General features: G+C 71.2%; 3 protein-coding genes and 2 pseudogenes. 2 read left to right on the forward strand and 3 right to left on the reverse strand.

The window, feature by feature from the left end; translation table 11 throughout:
• A pseudogene (locus G3I65_RS38280) lies at window positions 1–247 on the reverse strand (arginase family protein); the annotation flags it as partial.
• Between the two features lie 65 nt (window positions 248–312).
• Between G3I65_RS38280 and G3I65_RS38285 the strand changes: the two are divergent.
• On the forward strand, window positions 313–1665 hold the full coding sequence (locus G3I65_RS38285; RefSeq protein WP_160700422.1) for a TrpB-like pyridoxal phosphate-dependent enzyme: 1353 nt from the start codon (window positions 313–315) through the stop codon (window positions 1663–1665).
• Between the two features lie 4 nt (window positions 1666–1669).
• On the opposite strand, the gene G3I65_RS38290 is transcribed toward G3I65_RS38285, so the two are convergent.
• Entirely contained in the window at window positions 1670–2944 is a 1275-nt protein-coding gene (locus tag G3I65_RS38290; protein ID WP_160700423.1) for a diguanylate cyclase, read from the reverse strand.
• Window positions 2945–3153: 209 nt separating this feature from the next.
• On the opposite strand from G3I65_RS38290, the gene G3I65_RS38295 reads away from it, so the two are divergent.
• Entirely contained in the window at window positions 3154–3411 is a 258-nt protein-coding gene (locus G3I65_RS38295) for a hypothetical protein (RefSeq protein WP_160700424.1), read from the forward strand.
• A gap of 31 nt (window positions 3412–3442) precedes the next feature.
• Here G3I65_RS38295 and G3I65_RS38300 read toward each other — a convergent pair.
• Window positions 3443–3629 (reverse strand): annotated as a pseudogene (locus tag G3I65_RS38300) (MFS transporter); the annotation flags it as partial.

Here is a 3629-nt window from a genome sequence, read left to right on the forward strand (position 1 = left end):
CGATCCGGGCCGCGAGCGCGCGCGTGTAGGACGCGATCGCCGCCGCGTTGCGGACGCCGTCGCCCGGCTGCCAGGTGCCCACGTACCGCCCCGGCGTCACGACGCCGCCGTCCGACGCGCCCAGCCGGCCCAGGATGCCCAGGTCGCGCAGCACTCCCGGCGTCTTGTAGCAGCCCGGCACCGCGCCCTCGGCCGGCGGGCGCAGACCCAGGTTGGACGGAGCGTCGAGCAGGACCAAGTTCCCCACCGGGTCACCGTACTGGCTCTCGCCCCGGTCGCGTCCTAAGTTGGGAGACCGACCTAGGAGGCGCGATGGCCGAACGCACCAAGTACATCCTGGACGAAGACGATCTCCCGACGCAGTGGTACAACGTCGTTCCCGACCTGCCCGAGCCACCCCCGCCGCCGCTGCACCCCGGCACGCGCGAGCCGGTCGGGCCGGACGACCTGGCGCCGCTCTTCCCGCAGGCGCTCATCGCCCAGGAAGTGACGACCGATCGCTATGTCGACATCCCGGAGGAGGTCCGGGAGGTCTACCGGCTGTGGCGCCCGTCGCCGCTGTTCCGCGCGCGGCGGCTGGAGAAGGCGCTCGGCACCCCGGCGCGGATCTACTACAAGTACGAAGGCGTCAGCCCGGTCGGCTCGCACAAGCCGAACACCGCGGTGCCGCAGGCGTTCTACAACGCGCAGGAGGGCGTCACCCGGCTGACCACCGAGACCGGCGCCGGCCAGTGGGGGAGCGCGCTCGCGTTCGCCTGCGCCCAGTACGGCCTCGAGTGCGAGGTCTGGCAGGTGCGGGCGTCGTATGACCAGAAGCCCTACCGCAAGCTGATGATGGAGACGTTCGGCGCGACCGTCCACCCCAGCCCGTCGGAGCTGACGGAGTCCGGGAAGGCCATCCTCGCCGAGCACCCGGACTCGACCGGCAGCCTCGGCATCGCGATCAGCGAGGCCGTCGAGCAGGCCGCGCAGGACCCGAACGCGCGGTACGCGCTGGGCAGCGTGCTCAACCACGTGCTGCTGCACCAGACGATCATCGGCGAAGAGGCGCTGAAGCAGTTCGAGCTGGCCGGCGACACCCCGGACGTGCTCGTGGGCTGCACCGGCGGCGGCTCGAACTTCGGCGGGCTCGCCTTCCCGTTCCTGCGCGAGAAGCTGGCCGGCCGGATGGACCCGGTGATCCGCGCGGTCGAGCCGGCCGCGTGCCCGACGCTGACGCGCGGCAAGTACGCCTACGACTTCGGCGACACGGCCGGGCTCACGCCGCTGCTCAAGATGCACACGCTCGGCCACGACTTCATCCCGGACCCGATCCACGCGGGCGGTCTGCGCTACCACGGCATGTCGCCACTGATCTCGCACATCTACGAGCTCGGCCTGATCGAGGCGCTCGCCGTCGGCCAGCAGGAGTGCTTCGCGGCGGGAGTGCGGTTCGCGCGGTCGGAGGGGATCATCCCGGCGCCGGAGCCGACGCACGCGCTCGCGGCGTGCATCCAGGAAGCGTTGCGGTGCAAGGAAACCGGTGAGGAGAAGGTGATCCTCACGGCGTTGTGCGGCCACGCGCACCTGGACCTGCCGGCGTACGGCGCTTACCTGGCGGGCGACATGGTGGACAACGAGCTGTCCGTGGCGACCCTCGAAGCTTCGCTGGCGACGTTGCCGTAGGGCTTCACAGGACGTCGGGGATTTCGGGACGGGTGAGTTCGCTGCGGGCGGCCGCCAGCACCACCCGGTCCCGCCCCGACGCCTTGGCCTCGAAGACCGCGTCGTCCGCTGCCTGCAGCAGGATCGTGTAGTCCTTGGCCGTTTCCGGGTACACCGCGGCTCCGATCGACGCGGTCAGGCCGGAGATCACCTCGGGTTTGCCCGGGCGGATCACCGGGACCGGGACCTCGATGCGCGCGATCGCCGTGCGGATGCGGTCGGCGATCGCCGCGATCTCCGCGCTCGTCGTGCCCGGGAGGAGGACCACGAACTCGTCGCCGCCGAAGCGGCCCACGTAGTCGCCGCCGCGGACGGAGCTCTGGATGGCCGCCGCGACCGCGCGGAGGACCTCGTCGCCCGCCAGGTGGCCGTTGCCGTCGTCGATGGCCTTGAAGTGGTCGATGTCGATCATCAGGACGCCCGCCGTCGACGACAGCTCCGCCGCGCGGGCCAGTTCGTTGCGGGCCAGCTGGACCCAGAACTCGGGCGCGAGCAGCGCCGTCTTGGAGTCGGTGCGCGCGGCGGCCTGGAACTGCGGGAGCAGCAGGCCGAGGTGCAGCGCCACCGGCGTCACCATGAGCACCGGCAGCAGCCACGGCCGGACCGTCATCACCAGCGCGATGCCGCAGCCGACGCCGACCGCGGCCAGCACGATCAGCACGTCGGACGGGTTGCCGAACGCCTGCCGCGGCGGCTTGCCCGGGTTGCTCATCAGGATCGCGAGGATCACCAGCACGTAGTTGAGCCCGAAGTACACGAGGCCGGCCGCAAGCAGCGCCGTCATCCCGCCGAAGCCGTCCAGATGGGGGACGTACGGCGCGAGGTGCCCGGTGCCCGCCCAAAGGACGGCGCCCGCGGCGAAACAAGCGAGGATGACGGTGGCGCCGGAAAACACTTTCCGGTGAATCACGCCGCGGCGCTGGTAAACGCGCACCCAGGAATGGGCGTAGCTGACGACGATGACGAGCGTGGCCAGCGGCGGGGGCAGCAGGAGCAGCCCGGCGAAGATCCAGATCGACTGCAGGTGCATGTGCGGCCTGCCGTCGGCGGCCAGCTCGCGGATGCGCTCGATGCGTTGCGCCGCTTCGAGGTGCACCACCTCGCCCGCGAGGATCAGTCCACACCAGAGCATCGACTGGGCGGTGATCGGCACGAGCGACGCCGTCGCGGCGACCGCGATCAGCGCCAGCGCGTCGACGACGAGGACGTAGCCGAACACCGGAGTGGCCAGCTTCCACATCGCCCACGTACGGAGACCTGATCGTGGACGTTCTGAGCTGGGCTTTCGCCCTTGGGACCCGGACAATCCCACGAAACGCCCCTCTTCCCAGGACGGAACTCTTCGCGGAAATCGTCACTGTAATCGAATGAACGCGGTGTGTCACTAGGCCGGTCAGGCTACCGTCCGGTCACGCACCGTGCAAGATCCCTCACGAACAGGAGAAAACCATGTCGCAGTTCCTGCCCGCGAACAACATCGTCCCGTCCCGCCGCCGCGCGCAGCGGCCGACCGACTGGACGCGGCAGCTCCCCACCGACTGGACCCGCGCGATCCCGACCGACTGGACCCCGCGGCAGCTGCCGACCGACTGGACCGCCCGCGAACTGCCCACCGACTGGACCGTCCGCGAGCTCCCGACGGATTGGACCCGCCCCGGCGTCTCGCCAGCTCTGCCCGAGTGCCCCACCGACTGGACTCGGCGCTGAGCCGTACTCGGTGACCGGCTGATCGAGCCGGTCACCGGGGAGCCCGGCGCCACAACGACGCCGCCCCGAACGCCGCCACCACGCCGATCGCGCCCGCGCCGGCGACGACCCCGTGCGGTGCCACGCGCTCGGCCGCGAGCCCGGCCAGCACCACGCCCAGGCCCTGCGACACCCGCAGCGCCGTCAGCGCGAAGCCGAACGCCTGCGCGCGCTGGGTG

This window comes from Amycolatopsis sp. SID8362 (assembly GCF_010550475.1).
Classification (GTDB): domain Bacteria; phylum Actinomycetota; class Actinomycetes; order Mycobacteriales; family Pseudonocardiaceae; genus Amycolatopsis; species Amycolatopsis eburnea.